This window comes from Micromonospora sp. SD19, from assembly GCF_054462275.1.
Map to the genome: position 1 here is coordinate 329,367 of NZ_JBTLMN010000003.1, position 15,751 is coordinate 345,117.

At 71.3% G+C, this 15,751-nt stretch carries 19 protein-coding genes and 1 riboswitch; of the genes, 10 read left to right on the forward strand and 9 right to left on the reverse strand.

Annotated features, from left to right (window positions below):
* The first annotated feature begins 14 nt into the window (after nt 1-14).
* On the forward strand, nt 15-2,888 hold the full coding sequence (locus ACX27O_RS13935) for a vitamin B12-dependent ribonucleotide reductase (protein ID WP_458939536.1): 2,874 nt from the start codon (nt 15-17) through the stop codon (nt 2,886-2,888).
* A 107-nt stretch (nt 2,889-2,995) separates the two neighbouring features.
* Here the strand turns inward: ACX27O_RS13935 and ACX27O_RS13940 are convergent, their stop codons facing one another.
* The gene (locus ACX27O_RS13940; RefSeq protein WP_374224333.1) at nt 2,996-4,039 is read right to left on the reverse strand and encodes a GNAT family N-acetyltransferase; all 1,044 of its coding nucleotides are present in this window, start codon (nt 4,037-4,039) and stop codon (nt 2,996-2,998) included.
* A 99-nt stretch (nt 4,040-4,138) separates the two neighbouring features.
* On the opposite strand from ACX27O_RS13940, the gene ACX27O_RS13945 reads away from it, so the two are divergent.
* On the forward strand, nt 4,139-4,618 hold the full coding sequence (locus ACX27O_RS13945) for a MarR family winged helix-turn-helix transcriptional regulator (RefSeq protein WP_030337378.1): 480 nt from the start codon (nt 4,139-4,141) through the stop codon (nt 4,616-4,618).
* Here the strand turns inward: ACX27O_RS13945 and ACX27O_RS13950 are convergent.
* On the reverse strand, nt 4,557-4,910 hold the full coding sequence (locus ACX27O_RS13950; protein WP_387219286.1) for a DUF397 domain-containing protein: 354 nt from the start codon (nt 4,908-4,910) through the stop codon (nt 4,557-4,559). The two genes, ACX27O_RS13945 and ACX27O_RS13950, sit on opposite strands and share 62 nt — an antisense overlap.
* Nucleotides 4,911-4,941: 31 nt before the next feature.
* Nucleotides 4,942-5,151: a helix-turn-helix transcriptional regulator gene (locus ACX27O_RS13955; protein WP_030337386.1), complete on the reverse strand. Its 210-nt coding sequence runs from the start codon at nt 5,149-5,151 to the stop codon at nt 4,942-4,944.
* 124 nt (nt 5,152-5,275) lie between these two features.
* Between ACX27O_RS13955 and ACX27O_RS13960 the strand changes: the two genes are divergently transcribed.
* From ACX27O_RS13960 to ACX27O_RS13970, 3 genes are all read left to right on the forward strand, one after another.
* Nucleotides 5,276-5,464: a hypothetical protein gene (locus ACX27O_RS13960; protein WP_030337387.1), complete on the forward strand. Its 189-nt coding sequence runs from the start codon at nt 5,276-5,278 to the stop codon at nt 5,462-5,464.
* Nucleotides 5,461-5,640, forward strand: coding sequence for a hypothetical protein (locus tag ACX27O_RS13965; RefSeq protein ID WP_210858239.1), 180 nt, complete (start codon nt 5,461-5,463; stop codon nt 5,638-5,640). Before ACX27O_RS13960 ends, ACX27O_RS13965 begins: the two co-directional genes overlap by 4 nt.
* A 211-nt stretch (nt 5,641-5,851) precedes the next feature.
* Nucleotides 5,852-6,034, forward strand: a complete 183-nt coding sequence (locus ACX27O_RS13970; protein WP_036412528.1) for a hypothetical protein — start codon at nt 5,852-5,854, stop codon at nt 6,032-6,034.
* A 47-nt stretch (nt 6,035-6,081) separates the two neighbouring features.
* Here ACX27O_RS13970 and ACX27O_RS13975 read toward each other — a convergent pair whose 3' ends face one another.
* A complete protein-coding gene (locus ACX27O_RS13975) occupies nt 6,082-6,981 on the reverse strand; it encodes a bifunctional 5,10-methylenetetrahydrofolate dehydrogenase/5,10-methenyltetrahydrofolate cyclohydrolase (RefSeq protein ID WP_400447342.1) in 900 nt (299 codons plus the stop codon).
* Nucleotides 6,982-6,994: 13 nt separating this feature from the next.
* Nucleotides 6,995-7,076, reverse strand: a riboswitch (ZMP/ZTP riboswitch).
* Nucleotides 7,077-7,216: 140 nt separating this feature from the next.
* Here ACX27O_RS13975 and ACX27O_RS13980 point away from each other — a divergent pair.
* Complete coding sequence (locus tag ACX27O_RS13980) at nt 7,217-7,786, forward strand: RNA polymerase sigma factor (protein ID WP_051708848.1); 570 nt, start codon at nt 7,217-7,219, stop codon at nt 7,784-7,786.
* A gap of 10 nt (nt 7,787-7,796) precedes the next feature.
* Complete coding sequence (locus tag ACX27O_RS13985; protein WP_210866662.1) at nt 7,797-8,768, forward strand: CU044_5270 family protein; 972 nt, start codon at nt 7,797-7,799, stop codon at nt 8,766-8,768.
* Between the two features lie 10 nt (nt 8,769-8,778).
* Here ACX27O_RS13985 and ACX27O_RS13990 read toward each other — a convergent pair whose 3' ends face one another.
* Both ACX27O_RS13990 and ACX27O_RS13995 read right to left on the reverse strand, forming a co-directional pair.
* Nucleotides 8,779-9,891, reverse strand: coding sequence for an FAD-dependent monooxygenase (locus ACX27O_RS13990; protein WP_357633805.1), 1,113 nt, complete (start codon nt 9,889-9,891; stop codon nt 8,779-8,781).
* Between the two features lie 104 nt (nt 9,892-9,995).
* On the reverse strand, nt 9,996-10,592 hold the full coding sequence (locus tag ACX27O_RS13995) for a TetR/AcrR family transcriptional regulator (RefSeq protein ID WP_358128379.1): 597 nt from the start codon (nt 10,590-10,592) through the stop codon (nt 9,996-9,998).
* 85 nt (nt 10,593-10,677) lie between these two features.
* On the opposite strand from ACX27O_RS13995, the gene ACX27O_RS14000 reads away from it, so the two are divergent.
* Both ACX27O_RS14000 and ACX27O_RS14005 read left to right on the forward strand, forming a co-directional pair.
* On the forward strand, nt 10,678-11,835 hold the full coding sequence (locus ACX27O_RS14000; protein WP_387219298.1) for an FAD-dependent oxidoreductase: 1,158 nt from the start codon (nt 10,678-10,680) through the stop codon (nt 11,833-11,835).
* A gap of 93 nt (nt 11,836-11,928) precedes the next feature.
* Nucleotides 11,929-12,864, forward strand: a complete 936-nt coding sequence (locus tag ACX27O_RS14005) for a DUF2332 domain-containing protein (RefSeq protein WP_210861065.1) — start codon at nt 11,929-11,931, stop codon at nt 12,862-12,864.
* 8 nt (nt 12,865-12,872) lie between these two features.
* Here the strand turns inward: ACX27O_RS14005 and ACX27O_RS14010 are convergent, their stop codons facing one another.
* From ACX27O_RS14010 to ACX27O_RS14020, 3 genes are read right to left on the reverse strand one after another with little or no spacing between them, the layout of a single operon-like run.
* Complete coding sequence (locus tag ACX27O_RS14010; protein ID WP_458939537.1) at nt 12,873-13,814, reverse strand: MerR family transcriptional regulator; 942 nt, start codon at nt 13,812-13,814, stop codon at nt 12,873-12,875.
* A 33-nt stretch (nt 13,815-13,847) separates the two neighbouring features.
* Entirely contained in the window at nt 13,848-14,705 is an 858-nt protein-coding gene (locus tag ACX27O_RS14015) for an alpha/beta fold hydrolase (protein ID WP_357633797.1), read from the reverse strand.
* A gap of 3 nt (nt 14,706-14,708) precedes the next feature.
* Nucleotides 14,709-15,272 (reverse strand): dihydrofolate reductase family protein, encoded by a 564-nt coding sequence (locus ACX27O_RS14020; protein ID WP_458939538.1) that lies wholly within the window; start codon nt 15,270-15,272, stop codon nt 14,709-14,711.
* Between the two features lie 142 nt (nt 15,273-15,414).
* Here ACX27O_RS14020 and ACX27O_RS14025 point away from each other — a divergent pair, with 142 nt between their 5' ends.
* A complete protein-coding gene (locus ACX27O_RS14025; protein WP_030337400.1) occupies nt 15,415-15,669 on the forward strand; it encodes a DUF5522 domain-containing protein in 255 nt (84 codons plus the stop codon).
* Nucleotides 15,670-15,751 lie beyond the last annotated feature (82 nt).

Sequence of the window (15,751 nt, forward strand, 5' to 3'; positions counted from 1 at the left end):
AGGGGGGCAACGGCGTGACAACTAGCCGTTCACGAAGCAAGGCAGGCACGGGGCTGAAGATCGACCGGGTGTGGACGACGGAGGGGGTCCACCCGTACGACGAGGTCTCCTGGGAGCGCCGTGACGTCGTGATGACGAACTGGCGGGACGGCTCGATCAACTTCGAGCAGCGGGGGGTCGAGTTCCCGGAGTCGTGGAGCGTCAACGCGGCGAACATCGTCACCACCAAGTACTTCCGGGGCGCGGTGGGGACCCCGGAGCGGGAGTGGTCGCTGCGGCAGCTGATCGACCGGGTGGTCAACACCTACCGCACCGCCGGTGAGGAGTACGGCTACTTCGCCAGCCCGGCCGACGCCGAGGTCTTCGCGCACGAGCTGACCTGGATGCTGCTGCACCAGGTGTTCAGCTTCAACTCGCCGGTCTGGTTCAACGTCGGCACGCCGTCGCCGCAGCAGGTCAGCGCCTGCTTCATCCTGGCCGTCGACGACTCGATGGACTCGATCCTCGACTGGTACAAGGAGGAGGGGCTGATCTTCAAGGGCGGCTCCGGCTCCGGGGTCAACCTGTCGCGCATCCGTTCGTCCCGTGAGCTGCTCTCCTCGGGCGGCAACGCCTCCGGCCCGGTCAGCTTCATGCGCGGCGCGGACGCCTCGGCCGGCACCATCAAGTCCGGTGGCGCGACCCGCCGGGCGGCCAAGATGGTCATCCTCGACGTCGACCACCCGGACATTCAGGAGTTCGTGGTCACCAAGGCGCGCGAGGAGGACAAGATCCGCGCGCTGCGCGACGCCGGGTTCGACATGGACCTCGGCGGCTCCGACATCGTCAGCGTGCAGTACCAGAACGCCAACAACTCGGTCCGCGTCTCGGACGAGTTCATGACGGCGGTGGAGAACGACGGCGGTTTCGACCTGCGGGGTCGGCTCGACGGCTCGACCATCGAGACGATCGAGGCGAAGAAGCTGTTCCGTTCCATCGCCCAGGCCGCCTGGGAGTGCGCCGACCCGGGCCTGCAGTACGACGACACGATCAACGACTGGCACACCTGCCCGGAGACCGGCCGGATCACCGCGTCGAACCCGTGCTCGGAGTACCTGCACCTGGACAACTCCTCGTGCAACCTCGCCTCGCTCAACCTGATGAAGTTCCTCCGCGCCGACGGTGGCTTCGAGGTGGAGAAGTTCGTCAAGTCCGTCGAGTTCGTCATCACCGCGATGGACATCTCGATCTGCTTCGCGGACTTCCCGACCGACAAGATCGGTGAGACGTCCCGCGCCTACCGGCAGCTCGGCATCGGCTACGCCAACCTCGGCGCCCTGCTGATGGCCACCGGCCTGCCGTACGACTCGGACCAGGGCCGCTCGGTCGCCGCGGCGATCACCTCGCTGATGACCGGCACCGCCTACCGCCGCTCGGCCGAGCTGGCCGGCGTCGTGGGCCCGTACGACGGCTACGCCCGTAACGCCGAGCCGCACAAGCGGGTCATGCGCAAGCACGCGGCGGCCAACGACGAGATCAAGCCGACCAGCCCGGTGGCCACCGCGATCGTCCGCGAGGCGACGAAGCAGTGGACCCAGGGCAACAAGATCGGTGACAAGAATGGTTGGCGCAACGCGCAGGCGAGCGTCCTGGCCCCGACCGGCACCATCGGCTTCATGATGGACTGCGACACGACCGGCGTGGAGCCGGACCTGGCGCTGGTCAAGTTCAAGAAGCTGGTCGGCGGCGGCTCGATGCAGATCGTCAACCAGACGGTGCCGCGCGCCCTGCGCAGCCTCGGTTACCCCGAGGAGCAGGTCGAGGCGATCGTCGAGCACATCGCCGACCACGGCCACGTGGTGGACGCCCCCGGCCTCAAGCCGGAGCACTACGCGGTCTTCGACTGCGCGATGGGCGAGCGGACGATCGCCCCGATGGGTCACGTGCGGATGATGGCGGCCATCCAGCCGTTCGTCTCCGGCGCGATCTCCAAGACGGTCAACATGCCGGAGGCGGCCACCGTCGAGGACGTCGAGAAGATCTACTTCGAGGGCTGGAAGCTCGGCCTGAAGGCGCTGGCGATCTACCGCGACAACTGCAAGGTCGGCCAGCCGCTCTCGGTGGCGAAGAACAACAAGGCCACCGAGCCGGCCGCCGTCGAGACCGCAGCCGCCGCGCCGGCCGCGGTCGAGAAGGTCATCGAGTACCGGCCGGTGCGTAAGCGCCTGCCGAAGAAGCGCCCGTCCGAGACGGTCAGCTTCTCCGTCGGTGGCGCCGAGGGTTACCTGACCGCGTCGTCCTACCCGGACGACGGCCTCGGTGAGGTCTTCCTCAAGATGTCCAAGCAGGGCTCCACCCTGGCCGGCGTGATGGACGCCTTCTCGGTGGCCATCAGCATCGGCCTGCAGTACGGCGTGCCGCTGGAGACGTTCGTCAGCAAGTTCACCAACATGCGCTTTGAGCCGGCCGGCATGACCGACGACCCGGACGTGCGGATGGCCGCCTCGGTGATGGACTACATCTTCCGTCGCCTGGCGTTGGACTTCCTGCCCTACGAGCGTCGCGCCGAGCTGGGCATCTTCACCGCCAGCGAGCGGGCCGCCCAGTTGCGGGCCGAAGCCGACGCGGAGGCCGCCGGGGTCACCGGCGCCGAGCTCACCGCGATGGCGTCGTCCGCGCCGGTCGAGGCTCCGGCCAAGACTGAGGCGGTCGCCCAGCCGGCCCAGGAGATGGCCGACGTGGCCGCCGCCAAGCCGGCTCCGACAGTGGGTTCCAGCACCGAGCTGCTGGAGGCCGTGATCGGCAAGGCCGCCGACGCGCCGCTCTGCTTCACCTGCGGTACGAAGATGCGCCCGGCCGGTAGCTGCTACGTCTGCGAGGGCTGCGGCTCCACCAGCGGCTGCAGCTGACGTACGCAATAAGCGCTGCCCCGGCTGCCCTTCTGGGAGGCCGGGGCAGCGCCGTTTCCAGGCTCTTCCATCCCGGGAGCGTGCAGAGGTAAGCGCCCAGCCAGCGGCTAAGAGCGTGCATTCTCACCGAGTCTCGAGTGTCGGTGCTTGGGCGTAGGTTCAGCGTCCTTGGTGAGGAGCGCGGTTCCGTCCGTGCTGGTCGATGGCACGAGCTCGTATCCCTCGCTGTGGTAAAGGTTGATGTTCCGCTGGCTATTGGAACCTGTGAACAGGACGATGCGGCGGATACTCGGGTCGGCGGCGGCTTCGGCGGTGCGCAGGAGCCACCGGCCGAGCCCGTGACCGCGTAGGTCCGGTACGACGGCGAGGCGTCCCACGTGCCAGTCGGTGCCCGCGCGGCGGGTACGCACCATGCCCAGGAGTCGACCGTCCAGCCAGACGCCCGTGGTGTGCTGGTCCGCCAGCCACTCGCGGACCTGCTCCAGCGACTCGTGCAGGGCAGGTATGGCCAAGGTGTCGTTGACGACGGCTTCCTCTACCCAGCAGCACCGCTGCAGCACGGTGACCTCGGGCGCGTCGTCGGGGGTCAGCCGCCGCGCATACGAGCCCGGCACGGGGCCAGCGACCGTCCCGGCGCCTGCCCGTTCGCGCATCGGCCGGAGGGCGTGGGAGACCCGGACCAGTTCGTTCAGGAGGCCTAGGCTCGCCGCATCGCGCGCGGCGTCGGGGCGCAGCCGTCCGTCGTCCAACGCGTCACCGATGCGGATCGCGACCGTGGCGCCCAACGGGACCAGTCGCAGCGTAGTCACGACCTGCTTGGCATGCTGGACCGACCGCGTGCCGGCCGACGTGTTGCCGTAGCTGACGAAGCCGATCGGCTTCCACGCCCACTCGCGGCCGAGGTAGTCCAGCGCGTTCTTCAGGGTCGCCGGCATCCCGTAGTTGTACTCCGGTGTCACCACGATGAAACCGTCCGCCGTGTCCACGATCGAACTCCACCGACGGGTGTGTTCCTGCCGGTAGATGCCCGACGACGGATGTTCCTCCTCGTCGAGGAACGGCAGATCCAGGTCGGCGAGGGCCACTGGCACCAACTCGACGCCAAGCTCGGCGGCGCAGGGCGTGATCGCGTCGATCAACCACTGCCCGATCACCGGGCCGAGGGCCCCTGGGCGCGTGCTGCATACCAGGACGAGGAGGCGGAGCGGTTTCGTTGACATGGAAACGAAATATAGGGGTAGGTTGTTTACATGTCAACGAGACCTGAGGTAGCGCAGGTGCACTGGTTGAACCCGGACGAGGAGCGGGCGTGGCGCGCGTTTCTGCGGGTGATGGTGACCGTCCAGGCCGGCACCTCGGGTGACCTGGCGGCGATCGGGCTCTCAGAGCCCGACTACGAGGTGCTGAGCACGCTGTCGGAAAGACCCGACCACACCAGCACCCTGCACGCGCAGGCCGACAAGATGGGCTGGTCCCGCAGCCGGCTGTCCCGGCACGCCAGCCGGATGGAGGAGCGCGGCCTACTCCGGCGCACTCCCGACCCGGCCGACGGTCGAGGTTGCCTCCTCGTGCTTACCGAAGAGGGCCTGGGCGCCCTCACCACGGCCGCACCCGCCCACGTCGAGTCGGTACGACGCCATTTCATCGACCGGCTCACGCCAGAGGACCTCACCGCCATCGAACAGATCGCCCGGCGCCTGGAGGCCCCCCAACCGGACAGCGGCCGGTAGGCACACCCGGCGGGCATCGCCATCCGCTGGACAGCCCGGAACAGGCCTCCACTGCTAGGGGCCGGACGAGGGCACGGCATGCCTGCTGCTCTGGGTATTGCGGCCGGGAGCTACCGGATGCTGCGCATAACCCCGTCCAGGCGCCTCTCGTGAAGCGAAGGGTCGACCCGTTGGGGTCCTTGCTGTCGCGCACCGCGATGCTCGTATGCAGTTCGGCGACCTCGACACAAGCGCCGCCGTTGTTGTCGCTGTGGCTCGACTTGCGCCAGACCAGGCGATCCGAAGTCTCCATGCCCGATCGGATCAGCTCCTGATTTGCGGGATTAGCGGTCTTCGTCGCCCTCAGTTGGGCGTGGTGGGCGGTTGTGCTTGGCCCACTCGTCCACCTCGTCCGCGTCCCAGATGGTCGTCCCGATGAGGCGGGCCACCGGCTCGGGGAAGCCGGGTCGGCGGGTGATCTGGAGTACCCGCTGGCGCGACACGTTGAACAGGGCGGCCAACTCGCCAGGCCCGTACAAGCGCGGTCGCTTCACGACCTGAACGTAGGCGCGACTTTCAGTTGACTATTGTCACTTGCAGATTGACAAGACACGGCTGAGTGGTGTGTGGTGAAGTGGTCACGCCAGGCGACGGCGCGACAACTCGCGCGGAGGTCGGGTGCCCAAACACGTGCCGTACGACGACTACCTGCTGGCGGTGGCGCTGACGTTGGCTCGGCGCCATCGGCCGGTCTGGTCGTGGCAGCGGTGGCGGCGGATCTGCCGATGTGGCGCCGACCTGCCGTGCCGAGCCCGGCACCGCATCCCGATCCGCCGAGGCCACTGGCCAGGGGAGGAGCAGGAGTGACCGAGGATCAGGTCGGACGAATCTTGTCCGTGCACCTGCCCGGCGTTGACGGGCTCTGCGCCGGCTGTCGCTGGTGGTGGGCGCGGCTGTCCCCGTACCCCTGTTATCAGGCGGAATGGGCGGTCCGCTGGCACGCCCGGTCGGCCATCCGGCGCTTCCTGGATGGTCGGCCGTGACCACCCACGGCCCGGTCCTTCCGGTGTGGACCTGCGGCGGCTGCGCTGCACCGTGGCCCTGCCGGACCCGGCGCACGGAGCTGGTTGCAGAGTTCGAGGGCACACCTGTGTCGTTGGCCCTCTACATGGGGTCCTACCTGGTCTGGGCGGCCGAGGATCTGACCTGGGTGCCCGCCGGGCTGCTGCACCGGCGTTTCCTGGGCTGGGTCCGGTGAGTCTGATCCGGCGGGGCGATGAGCGGTTCCACTACAGCGACAACTCGCACAAGTGGATCCCGCCGGACCCGGACTACGACCAGGAGGCCTGGGACGAGATGGTCCGGCAGCACCAGCTCCAGCACCTGGAGGAGATATCCAACCGTAGAAAGCCGGTTGGATCACCTGATGCCGAGTAGCTGTGGACGACCGGGCTGCTCAGCATCAGGCGATCTCGGCGACCGGGTTACTGGCTGGCGCGTTCGGCGGCACGTACCGCGTTGCGGAACAGCATCGCGACGGTGGTCGGGCCGACCCCGCCGACCCGGGGCGTGATGGCGCCGGCGACCTCGGCGCACGCTTCGTCCACATCGGGCAGGAGCCGCCGACCGTCGTAGCGGACGCCGGCGCCGATGACGACCGCGCCGGGCTTGACGTGCTCAGGCCGCACGATGCCGGGTACGCCGGCGGCGGCGACGAGGATGTCGGCGCGGCGGGTGTAGCGGTCCCAGTCGGGCACGCCGGTGTGCACGACGGTGACGGCGGCGTTGGCGGTCGGGCGCTTCTGGGCGAGCAGCATGGCCAGGGGGCGGCCCAGGGTGGCGCCCCGGCCGAGGATGACGACCTCGCGACCGGCGACGGGGATCTCGTGGTACGCCAGGAGGGCTTCGATGCCGGCGGGGGTGCACGGCAGCGGGCCGGGCAGCCCGACGGCGAGGCGTCCCATGTTGAGCGGGTGCATGCCGTCGACGTCCTTGTCCGGGTCGATGGTCTGCAGCGCCGCGTCGTAGTCCAGGTGCCCCGGAACGGGGTACTGCACGAGCAGTCCGTGCACGGCCGGGTCGTTGTTGAACCGGGCGATGGCCTGGTGCAGCTCCGCCTGGGTGGCGGTGGCCGGCAGGTGCGTGTGCGGGGAGTCGAACCCGAGCGCGGCGGCCTGACGCTGCTTGATGGCGATGTAACCGGCGCTGGCGTCGTCGTCGCCGACGAGGATGGTGGCGAGGCTCGGTGTGATGCCGCGCTCGCGCAGACGGGTGGCGGCAGCTGCGGTTTCGGCCAGGACGGCTGCGGCGACTGGTGCGCCCGCCAGGAGTCGGGCCGTGCCCGACGGGTTGTGGTTGTCGACGGATGGGCTGGTCGTGGTCACGATGGTCCCTCGACGCAGGCGCCCAGGCGGTCGACGCCCGCGAGAGGCTCCCCGATGGTTTCACCATCCCCGTGCCGCCAGTCGCCGGTGCTTCGATGATGCCGCATCACCAGGGCGGTTGCCCAACTGGACCGGCAGCGCCGCGTTCCGCGCCGGGCGGGAAGCGGCATTACGGCGTAACACCCGCGCTCCGCCGTACGAAGAAGGGGTGTGAAGGCGCGAGAGAGGACGGCCCGTGAGTGAGCCCGACCGAGCCGATGACGACATTTCCGGCATCGGCACCGATCCGGTGGCCTTCGAGGTCTTCTACCGGCGGCACCTGGAGGCGGTGGGCCGGTTCGTGGCGCGGCGGGTCGACGATCCACACCTCGCCGCCGACCTCACCGCCGACGTGTTCCTGGCGGTGATCGAGTCGGCGGCCGGCTACCGGCCGGACCGGGGTAGCCAGATCGGCTGGCTGTACGGGGTGGCCCGCAACGTCATCGGCGACGAGCGGCGTCGGGCGGCCCAACGGCTGCGGGTCGCCGGTCGTCTGGCCGGACGGCGGGACCTGGGCCCCGATGACATCGCCCGGATCGAGGAGCGGATCGACGCCGAGGAGGCCGCCCGCCGCACGTATCGGGCGCTGGGCGACCTCCCCGAGGGCACCCGGACGCTTGTCGAACTCGTCGCCGTGGACGGCCTCACCGTCGCGGAGGCGGCGACAGTGCTCGGGATGTCGCCGGTCGCCGCCCGGGTCCGCCTGCATCGCGCCCGTCGGCTCGTCCGCGCCGTGCTCGCCCGCCCTGCCACCACCCTCGCCTGAGGAGACGGAGATGACGATGAACGAGACCGAACGGTCGCCGCAGGGTTTCGAGGAGCAACTTCTCAGGGATCTGACCGCACACGTGGCCCATCGGGGCGAGGCGGCGTCGGAGGCCCGTCCCACCGGTCGCCGTACCCGGTTTCTCAGCGGTTGGCGCCTCGCCGGAGCGTTCGGGCTGGCGGTGACGTTGACCGCCGGTGCGCTGGTGGTCCAGACGATCAAACTGGGTGATCAGCCGCCGCCGACGGCCAGCGCGTCGGAGATCTTCCACCTGGCGGCCGACGCCGCCCGGCAACAACCGGAGCTCACCGCCCGTCCCGACCAGTACGTCTTCACGGAGATCCTGGCGACGACCCGGGAGTTGCCGGACAGCGGCCCGTACCTGACGATCCGGAACCAACTGTGGCAGTCGGCCGGCGGAGTCGCGTACACCCAGGGGCGGTACCGACCCGAGGCCGATCCGAACGGGTGGAGCGGGCTGAGGGAGCTCCGTATGAACGATGCCGGCGATCCCGAGAAGAAGCTTGACGCGTTCCAGCCGCCCGCGTACCACGGCGGCCTGCCCACCGACCCGGACGCGCTGCTGCGATACCTCCGGAAGCACCCGGTCGACCTGCACCTTCCCGAAGGCGCCGACGAGGAGGCCGTGTACGGGGACGAGAGCATGGCGTACACCACAGCGCGGTCGATGCTTCGCGGCTACGTGCCACCCCGAGCGCTGGCGGCGCTGTACGAGGTGCTGGCACGGGAGCCCGGGGCGGTCGTCATCTCCGGCGACGTGGTGGACGCCGCCGGCCGGCACGGGGTGGCGATTCGGATGCCCGGTGTGATCGGTGGCAACGTGGACCTCATCTTCGATAGGGACTCCCACGTCTACCTCGGCACCCGCAACTCGGTGATACGCAACGGCAAGGAGTCACTGGAGTCGGCCGCCGCCGTCCTGCGGGTCGCCATCGTCGACCGGCCGGGCCAGGTGCCGTGAGCAGCGCCGGTCAGGGCTGGGCGAACAGCGGCCCGTAGTTCGAGCGGAACATCTGCTCGCCGAGGCGGCGCATCACCAGGTCGCGTAGCGCGGGCGGGAGCCCGGTGGCCTTGTCGCGGCGGTGCGTCTGGCTGAGCACCCAGTTCGTCCGTGGGCGGCGCCGCGCCTCGAAAGCGCGCAGCGCGTCGGCGACGGAATCGGCGGCGGCCAACGACGAGGCGAGCACGACAGCGTCCTCCAGCGCCATCGCCGCACCCTGGGCCATGTTCGGCGAGGTGGCGTGGGCGGCGTCGCCGACCAGCAGCACCGGCCCCCGGGCCCAGGAGTCGAGCACCACCTCCTGGTTCGGCCCGGCGTGCAGGGTGCTGTCGTCGTAGTCCAGGGCCTTGAGCATGGTGGCCACCGGCTCGCTGTACGTCGCAGCCAGGTCGTCGCGCCAGCCCTGCCGCTCGGCCACCGGGCCGTCGTTGTAGTAGCAGTACGTCTGCTCGGCGCCGATCGGGATCGTCAGGAACTGCCTCCCGCGCCCCAACTGCACCGACCAGACCGGGTCGTCGTCGATCCGCGGAGCGACCCACCGGTACGCGTACTGCCCGAGGTCGCGGGCGGCCTGGCCGTCGAAGGCGAGCCGGCGGACGGTCGAGTGCACCCCGTCCGCGCCGATCACCAGGTCGTACCGGTCGGTGCTGGTGTCGTCGAACTCGACGGCGACCTGGCCGCCCTCCTGCAACAGCGCGACCGGCTGGCGGCCCCAGCGGATCGGGGCGTCGCCGACGCCGTCGAGCAGCGCCCGGTGCAGCTGCGCCCGGGGCAATGACACGCACGGCCCGACGCCCCGCCAGAGCGCTGCCACGTCGATGTCGAAGAGGCGACGCCCGCGCTGGTTGGCGCTGCGCTGCCGGGTGATCTCCACGGCGACGTCGGCGACCGGCTCGCGCAGACCGAGGACGTCAAGCATCCGCGTCGCGTTGCCGGTGAGGTAGATCCCGGTGCCGGAGCCGGTCGGCCCGGACGCCCGCTCGACCACGTCGATCGTCGCGCCCCACTCGCGCAGCGCGGCCACCGTCGCCAGTCCGGCGACACCTCCGCCGACGATCAGTACCCGGACACCCGCACCCCGCACGACCCGTTCCTCCCGTTGCCCCTGCCCGCTGAGCTGCTGATCAACGGTCCGGCCGCCGCAGAACTCTACGGTGCCGGCGGGCCGGTGCGGGCCAGGGGGCGGGCTCAGGACGTGACGGCCGGGAAGCTTTCCACCAGCGCGGTCACGGTGTGCTGGATGCGTGCGTGCGCCACCTCGTCGGTCGCGTCGATGAGGGCGACGTGGTGCAGCACGCCCACCACGGCCAGCGCCAGCGCCTCGGTGTCGACGCCCGCTGGTAGCCGTCCGCGCTGTCGTTCGGCGTTCAGGTAGTCGACGACGGCGCGTTCGAGGCTCTGCAGCACGGTGCTGCCGGTGCCCAGTACCGCCTCGACCTGTGCGGCCAACACCGGCCGGCAGGCCATCAGCCGGGTGACACCGCGCAGGACGATCAGCGGGGTCGCGAGGATCGTCGCGCTGAGGTTCGCGGCGATCGTGCCGGTGCCGGCGCGGGCGGGAAGGCCGGCCGCGGTGCCGGCGATCTGGAAGCTGCGGTCGACGGCGTAACCCACCAGGAAGTCGTCGAAGTTCGCGAAGTGGGCGAAGAGCAGCCCGGTGGCGACGCCGGCCTCGCCGGTGACGGCTCGGCTGGTGAGCTGGCCGGGACCTGCGGCGGCGATCAGGCGCTCGGCGGCGGCGAAGAGGTGCTGCCGGGGCTCAGCGATGGGAACTCCGCGTGGCATTCCCTGAGTCTAGGCGGGTTGTGCGGGGATGAGCATCTGCTCATAATGTTTGAGCAGATGCTCATTCTGGTCTTGGGGAGTGCTGATGAAACGAGCGGTGATCGTCGGGGCCGGCATAGCTGGTCTCGCGACGGCCCTACGTCTGGCGCAGGACGGGTGGCATCCGCTCGTCGTCGAGCGATCTCCGACCCGGCGCAGCAGTGGCTACCTGGTCAACCTGCTCGGCGCCGGCTACGACGCGGCCGAGCGGCTCGGGCTGGTTCCGGCGCTGTCCGCCCACGCGTTGGGCCCGTTCACCACAGTGCTGGTCCGGGCGGACGGTCGCCCGAAGCTCACGGTGCCCGCCGCGGTCGCCGAGGCGGCGCTGGGTCCCCGAACCATGACGGTGTTCCGCGGCGACCTCGAAACCGCACTGTACGAGGCGGTACGCGACCAGGTGGAGATCCGCTTCGGCACCACCGTGTCCACAATCGACGCCACCGCCGACCGGGTGCGGATCAGCCTCAGCGACGGCACCACGTACGACGCCGACCTGCTCGTCGGTGCCGACGGCGTGCACTCCACGACCCGGGCGACGATCCTCGGCCCGGACCATCGGGTCGACCTGCCGTACGTCGTGGCGGCCTTCCCGCTGGCGCACCCGGTGCCGGATGTGCCCGAGTCGTCGGCGACGACCTTCATCGGCCCCGGGCGCACCGCGGCGATCGTCAACCTCGGGCCCGGCCGCTCGTCGGCCTTCTTCACCTACCGGTGCGCCGACCCCGCTCGCGAGTTGGCACGCGGACCGGTGGACGCGATCCGCGCGACGTTCGGAGACCTGGCCGGGGGAGTGCCCGAGGCGATCGGTCACCTCCAGACCGACCCGGCCGGGGCGTACTTCGACCGGGTCAGCCAGGTGGACAGCCCACGGTGGAGCACCGGCCGCGCCGTCGTGCTCGGCGACGCGGCCTGGTGCGTCACCCTCTTCGCCGGGCACGGCGCGGGACTGGCGCTCGCCGGCGCCGACCAACTCGGTGCCGCCCTGCGCCGGCACGGCGACGACATCCCGTCCGCCCTGGCCGGCTGGGAGACCGGCCTGCGCCCCGAGGTGACCAGGCGGCAGGCGCTCGCCCGCCGGGGCATGTACCAGTACGCGCCACCGAGCCGGCTGCACGTCTGGATGAACGACCTCACGATCCGAGCGGTCACCCTCCCCGGCATCCGCGGACTCGTCCGACGCGGCATCGAACGGCAGAACCGCTGACCAGCGCCGCGAACCGGGTGCTGGCCGTCATCCCGGGTGCGGTCGCCGCAGCAGCGGACGGTCCGGCCATCGGGCAGGTGCCATCATCGGGCCATGACGATCAGCGAGCAGTACGTCGACTTCGCCGTCCGGGAGGCGCGCGGGGTGTCGCCCACGTACGAGCGCCTGTCGCAGGCAGTCGCCCACGACGAGGACCTGCTGGCCCTGCTCGACGGGCTACCGCCGGCCAAACGGCAGCCGAACCTGCTGTTCGGCGTCGTCCGCTGGCTCGGCGGCCCGGTCGACGACCCGGTCACCTTCCACGACTACGTGCTGACGCACTGGCCGGCCATCGAGGCGCAGATGCTCACCCGGGCCACCCAGACGAACGAGGCGGGCCGGTGCGCGGTCCTGCTGCCGCTGCTCGCCGCGTTGCCACAGCCAGTGGCCCTGCTGGAGGTCGGCGCGTCGGCCGGGCTCTGCCTCTACCCCGACCGGTACGGGTACCGCTACGGCGATCACCAGGTCGGCTCCGGTGAGCCGATCCTCGACTGCGCTGCCGACGGGTTGGTGCCGCCGGCACGCGTACCCCAGGTGGTGTGGCGGGCCGGCCTGGACCTCAACCCGCTCGACGTGACCGACCCTGACGACGTGTCCTGGTTGGACGCCCTGATCTGGCCGGAACACGCCCACCGGCGGGTCCGGCTGCGCGCCGCGGCGGCGATCGCCGCGGCCGACCCGCCGCTGCTGGTCCGCGGCGACCTGGTGGACGACCTGCCGGCGCTGGCCGCGCGGGCACCGGCCGACGCGACGCTCGTGGTCTTCCACACGTCAGTGCTCTACCAGGTGCCGCCCCCGCGCCGGGAGGCGTTCGTCCGGTTGGTCCGCGAACTGCCGGGGCACTGGGTGGCGGCCGAGGGGCCGGAGGTGCTCCGGTACGACGCGTTGCCCGCGCCGCCGAACGACGCGCTGCACAACGTTCTCGCGCTCGACGGGAAGCCGCTGGCCTGGGCCAGAGGCCACGGCCAGGCGATGACCTGGTTCGGCTGACGGGCGGGTCAACGAGCCGGCTCGGGCATCCGGGCGCGCAGGGCCCGGATGAACCAGTCCACCGCCGGCGCTGTCGCCGTGCCGGTCGACCAGCCGTTGAGCACCGCCAACAGGTCGAGGTAGCGGTCCCGGCGGGGGTCGTTGGCCGGAACGAGCCGGTCGAGCAACAGCTGGCGCAGGTCGGCGTCGTCCGGGTGACAGCGCAGGCGCGCATACCGGCCGGTGACGGCGGCGACCACCGGGTCGGCGTCCGGGCTGGTCGGGTCGAGACCGGCCGTCAAGGCGGTGGCCACCGCGTCCCGGACCACCGCGACGGCGTCCGGGCGGGGCAGTCCCGGGACGTCATGATCGGCGGCGTGCTGCCGTACCAGCAGCCGCATCCGCTCCCGGAACCCGGGGTCCCGGCACAGCTCGACCAGCTCCAGCCACGCCTCGATCTGCGCGCTGGTGGGGTCGTCGGGCAGCTCCGGTGTCATCGAGACGATCACCCCCGGGGACGCGGGCCAATCGCCGAGGTCGGCGAAGACGCCGCCCAGGAAGTCCGCCACCAGCTGCCCGCGCTCGTGCCTGGTGAGCTGGGCCAGCCGATGCAGCTCGTCCACCTCGGCCGCGCTGGACCCGCGCCGCGCCGCCACGGTGAGCACCCCCTGGCGCAGCCGCAGCACCCGGATCTGCACCGCCAACGCCTCGGCGTGCGCGGCGGCCACCTCGGGCAGCGGCACCTCCTTGTTCACCACCCGCCGGATGGTGGCCAGGTCCACGCCCAGCTCCCGCAACGTGCGGACCAGCTCCAGTCGGGCCACGGCCGCCGGGCCGAACCGTCGGTAGCCGGCCGGGCTCCGGTCCGTCGGCGGCACGATCCCGCTGTCGGCGTAGTACCTGATGGTCTTGACGCTCAGGCCCGTCCGTCGCGCCAGCTCGCCGATCGTGTGCCGTGTCTCCCCGCTCATGCCCTCACCCTCGCGTCTCCCCCCGCTGGAGACTCAAGCACCGTCCGAGCCGGCGAGGAACGCCGCGACCGTCGCGGTGAACGCCTCGGCGTCGTCGAGCCACGGATAGTGCCCGGCGTCCGGCTGGACGACCAGCGTGGCGCGGGGAATCAGTTCGGCGAACCGGGCCACCAGGCCCGGCGGCGCGGCCAGGTCGACGGCACCGGCGAGCAGCAGCACCGGGCCCGCGTGCGCGGCGAGTGCCCGACGGGTGACCGGTGGGTCGAACGCGCCGTCCGAGCTGAAGATCGCCGCCAGCTCCTCGTTGTGCTGGCCGGCCTCAGCGGCCTGGTGGGCCTGCGCCGCAGCGTCCCACCGGCCGTAGAGGAAGGGTGCGATCTCCTGCTTGGCGTCGGGCCCGGCCCGACCGGAGAGGACGGCCTCCATCGCCGCGGCCGCCACCGGAAACCACTGCTCGCCGGACCGGGCCTCGGTGACCTCCCGGCGCTGCGCGGCGGTCACCTTCAGCCCGACCGCGCGGACGCTCGGGGCGACCAGCGCCAGCCGGCCCACCCGATCGGGGTGCCCGGTCAGGTATCGCAGGGCCAGGTTGGCGCCGGCGGAGTGCCCGAGCAGATCCAGCCGGTCGAGGCCCAGGTGTCCGCGCAGCGCCTCCACATCGTCGACCATCCGGTCGCAGCGGCAGGTCGAGGCGTCCGCCGGGACCGCCGAGCGGCCGGTGCCTCGCGGATCGAGGACGAGCAGCGACCGGTGCGCGCCCAGACCGCCGAGGTCACCGAGGTACGCGGAGTCACGCATCGGCCCGCCCGGCAGGCAGACCAGCGGGTCGCCCACCCCGACCGTCCGGTACGCGAGGGTGGTCCCGTCGGTCGCGGCGAAGGTGGTGATCATCGGTCAGCGGGCCCGCTCGTGACGGAGGAGGACCACGCCGTTGCCGAAGACCCGGCTCTCCACCAGTCGCAGCGCGGCCGGAGTCTCGGCGTCGGGGAAGAGCCGGCGGCCCCGACCCACCAGCACCGGGTTGACGTAGATCCGGTACTCGTCGATCAGGTCGTGCCGGGCGAACGTCGCGGCCAGGTCGGCCCCGCCGATGGCCAGGTCGCCGCCCGGCTCGGCCTTGAGCTTGCGGACCTGCTCGACGTCGACCTCGCGCACCACCGTCGCGTTCCAGTCGGCGTGGTCGAGCGTGCGCGAGTAGACGATCTTCGGCATGTCCCGCCAGATCCGGGCGAACTCGCGTTCCGGGCCGCTGGCGCTCGGGTCCTGATCGGCGGTCGGCCAGTAGGCGGCCATCAACTCGTGGCTGACCCGGCCACTGAGGAACCCGCCCATCGGGGCGATCACATCGTTGAAGTGCTGGTGCAACTCCTCATCGACCTGGTGCCAGCCGATGTCACCCCCCGGGCCCTCGAAGAACCCGTCCAACGACAGGCTCATCTGCACAACGATCTTCCGCATCGCGTCCCCTCCGTATGCGTCGACGGGCGTCGAACCGATCGTCCCCGGACCGTACGACGAAACCACAGCGCACCGCGACGACACCGGGCATGTCGCGCATCCAGCTCGGAGGCCGGGCGGTAGCCGTCCCTAGACTGCTGCGGTGACCGGAGAGCGACGACCCCTGGCCGACCGGCCGCTCACCGAGCCGCACCCGTCCCGGCTGCCGCCGGAGCACCCCGACCGGGCCCGGGTCCTCGCCGCGCACGCCGCCGCGCTGGCCGCCGGGGAGGCCGGTTACCTCGACCCGGCGAGCGGATTGTTCGTGCTGAGCGCCGACTTCCTGGCCCGCCGTGGCACGTGTTGCGGGCGCGGCTGCCGGCACTGCCCGTACGTGGACGACACGCCGTCCGGGTAGTCGTCCGCGGGGGCTTCCGCGCGACACCGACACCCCGTACGGTGTCCGACGGACAACCGGCGGGCGCCTTCCGCCGTCGGTC

Excerpts from the sequence above, each read along its gene's own strand:
- ACX27O_RS14005 (WP_210861065.1), top strand. The coding sequence starts at position 11,929 with ATGACGATCAGCGAGCAGTACGTCGACTTCGCCGTCCGGGAGGCGCGC.
- ACX27O_RS14020 (WP_458939538.1), bottom strand. The coding sequence starts at position 15,272 with ATGCGGAAGATCGTTGTGCAGATGAGCCTGTCGTTGGACGGGTTCTTC.
- ACX27O_RS14015 (WP_357633797.1), bottom strand. The coding sequence starts at position 14,705 with ATGATCACCACCTTCGCCGCGACCGACGGGACCACCCTCGCGTACCGG.
- ACX27O_RS13945 (WP_030337378.1), top strand. The coding sequence starts at position 4,139 with ATGTCAACGAGACCTGAGGTAGCGCAGGTGCACTGGTTGAACCCGGAC.
- ACX27O_RS13985 (WP_210866662.1), top strand. The coding sequence starts at position 7,797 with ATGACGATGAACGAGACCGAACGGTCGCCGCAGGGTTTCGAGGAGCAA.
- ACX27O_RS14000 (WP_387219298.1), top strand. The coding sequence starts at position 10,678 with ATGAAACGAGCGGTGATCGTCGGGGCCGGCATAGCTGGTCTCGCGACG.
- ACX27O_RS13950 (WP_387219286.1), bottom strand. The coding sequence starts at position 4,910 with ATGGAGACTTCGGATCGCCTGGTCTGGCGCAAGTCGAGCCACAGCGAC.
- ACX27O_RS13995 (WP_358128379.1), bottom strand. The coding sequence starts at position 10,592 with ATGCCACGCGGAGTTCCCATCGCTGAGCCCCGGCAGCACCTCTTCGCC.
- ACX27O_RS14010 (WP_458939537.1), bottom strand. The coding sequence starts at position 13,814 with ATGAGCGGGGAGACACGGCACACGATCGGCGAGCTGGCGCGACGGACG.